This window comes from Phocaeicola faecicola (assembly GCF_013618865.1).
Classification (GTDB): domain Bacteria; phylum Bacteroidota; class Bacteroidia; order Bacteroidales; family Bacteroidaceae; genus Phocaeicola; species Phocaeicola faecicola.
On record NZ_JABSOE010000135.1, the window covers coordinates 1 to 2,489 of the forward strand.

Here is a 2,489-nt window from a genome sequence, read left to right on the forward strand (position 1 = left end):
GTAGGCTCGGCACTCGGCGCCTTGCCGCATTTCTGCGGTAGGTTTCCGAGAGCCTGCCCCCGAACCGTGCTTACATGTCTCCATGTACACGGCTCTCCGTTATAATTCAACTTAGTGTTATACATTGCCATGTATTTTAGCATTACATTCTGGACAGACTGCCAATGTTTTACGGTGCATTTTGAGCATGATGCGTTCCCATTCGTTCTTGCCTGTCAAGTCTTTCAAGGCACGAACATGGTGCATCACCGTTTTGCCATGCGCTCCGCATACCTCGCACTGTTCCGCCTTTAGTCTCTCAACAAGACTTGAGGCTGGCAGAAAATTGGTGTTTGGCATTATGTCGCATTTAGCATCACATTGAGCGTCTTTTCTCTTGAAACCCTCATTATAGAACACACGGCATTTGCATTGCCCTTTTGCATCCGTGTAACTGATTACAAAGTCTTTGTCTTTCGAGTATTTCTTTTTAATCTTCCGTACACTGCTGCTTTGCTTTTTGGCGATGCTTTTGTACATACTGTATTCCATAATATAACCGAACCTTTTGCAAAGAGTAGATACATTGTTCGCTATCGAGTAATAATTGTAGAATCCTCTTATCTCCTTATTGAATTGGGCTACAATATCCTCCGGTTTGCAGTTCATCATATAACTGCGTGCCTTTGGCTTCCAATCCTCCTTGCCATTGGTTTGTATAACCCTCATGGCTTTGTAGTCAATCAACTTGTTCTTGACCACCTCTCTCGGGAGTAGAAGCACAACCTTGCGGTTGAACATTCTTTTGAGCACTCCATTCTTATCTCTCTTGGTGGCTTTGGAGTTGCGTACGGTTATTTCATATCCCAGAAATTTAGCTTTTTCTTGTGCTTGGGTTATAAGCGTTTTCTCTGCCGACAGTTCAAGTTTTAGCTTATCTTTCATGAATTGTGTGATATTCGCTTTGATTTGCCCACATTCTTCATGGCTGCCGACAACCCCAATCAAGAAATCGTCTGCGTATCTGACATATTTCAACCGTCTGTACTCTTCATCCATTTCCATGACACAAGGCATTTGTTGCATCTGTCGGTAATACCCTTTGATTTTATCAATAAGGTCTTTCCGTACCTTTGTATCGGTTTCGGATTTCAGTTTCTTTTCCAGCTTGTTCTTACGGTCTTTAATCCGACGGTAATCCTTATCCAATCTTCTGCTTGCGCCTTTATTGAAAGATTGGGCGTATTCCTCCATGTACTTGTCGAACTTGTCAAGGTAAATATTAGCCAGTATGGGACTAATGATGCCGCCTTGCGGAGTTCCACTGTACGTGTGTCTGTATTTCCAATTTTCAATATACCCAGCGTTCAGAAATTTACGGATGAGCCTTATGAACCTCTCGTCCGCTATGCGTTCTTCGAGTATGCCAATCAGAACGTTATGGTCTATGTTGTCGAAGAAGCCTTTTATGTCCCCCTCTATAAACCATTTTGTTCCGAGAAACGTATCTTGAATTTGGTTTAATGCAGTCTGGCAACTCCTACGTGGTCTGAATCCATGTGAGGTATTTTCAAAACTTCCCTCGTATATGGCTTCCAGTATCATGTGTACCACTTCCTGCACCAACTTGTCTTCAAAAGACGGGATGCCCAACGGGCGTTTCTTTCCGTTCTTCTTAGGGATATAGACCCTTTTGGCTGGGTTGGGTTTGTAACTTTCGTCTCTAAGCTTGGAGATTAGATTTTCTATTCTCTGAATGCTCATTTCGTCAACTGTCTTGCCGTCTGTCCCAGCGGTCATATTGCCCTGTTTGGCATAGATTCGCTGGTAGGCGGTATAGAACATCTGTTCATTGAATAGAATACGATACAACCGTTCGAACTTATAGCCCGATACATTGCTGTGTTTCACTAAGTTGTTCAATACATTCTTTGGATTTCTCATAATGTCTCTCACATTTTCCTTTGATTATATTGATTATATAACTGCTTCCCTTCGCCATGTGCAGGGCATTACCCTGCTCGGACTACTACGGAAGCTCCGTTGCCATGCCGAATATTCAAGAACGACTTCTATAGCCTTTCGGCGTTTCGGTTTAGGCAATCCCCATTTAGCGGGTGTAATAACAAGCATGACAGACTGTCGGATGCAACGTTCGTCCGTTAATCTGCTTATTGCAGACGTGTCGCAGTCAGTTCTTTGCCCCATACAACCTAAACACTTGCTGGGGTACATGCGATATGGCGTTGGTAACTGCCTTCCGCCACAGCCCTGGTATGTGCCACTGGATTGTTGTTCAACCAGTTCAGGCTTCATCCTCATGTCCGTCTTTCTGTCTTGCCATTCAGTCGCAGCGTGGCAGTTGGCTGACTTATGGCTTCTCCGACATGCTGCACTCCCCCTCGGGTTTCCCTCTGGGATAAGTCGGATGACAGTAGGTCTTATTTTCATAGAACTCTAACCTAATCTATTGCTAAATAGATATTTATTACACCGCCTTATGGGCGCAC

Annotated in this window: 2 protein-coding genes; one reads left to right on the forward strand and one right to left on the reverse strand. The window is 44.0% G+C overall.

Going from position 1 to position 2,489, the window contains the following annotated elements:
- Window positions 1-117 precede the first annotated feature (117 nt).
- Window positions 118-1,923 carry a group II intron reverse transcriptase/maturase gene (gene ltrA / locus H3001_RS18940; protein ID WP_181215783.1) on the reverse strand — a complete coding sequence of 602 codons (1,806 nt, stop codon included), beginning with the start codon at window positions 1,921-1,923 and terminating at the stop codon, window positions 118-120.
- Between the two features lie 296 nt (window positions 1,924-2,219).
- On the opposite strand from ltrA, the gene H3001_RS18945 reads away from it, so the two are divergent.
- A complete protein-coding gene (locus tag H3001_RS18945) occupies window positions 2,220-2,402 on the forward strand; it encodes a hypothetical protein (RefSeq protein WP_165356980.1) in 183 nt (60 codons plus the stop codon).
- Window positions 2,403-2,489: the final 87 nt, after the last annotated feature.

Excerpts from the sequence above, each read along its gene's own strand:
- ltrA (WP_181215783.1), bottom strand. The coding sequence starts at position 1,923 with ATGAGAAATCCAAAGAATGTATTGAACAACTTAGTGAAACACAGCAAT.
- H3001_RS18945 (WP_165356980.1), top strand. The coding sequence starts at position 2,220 with ATGGCGTTGGTAACTGCCTTCCGCCACAGCCCTGGTATGTGCCACTGG.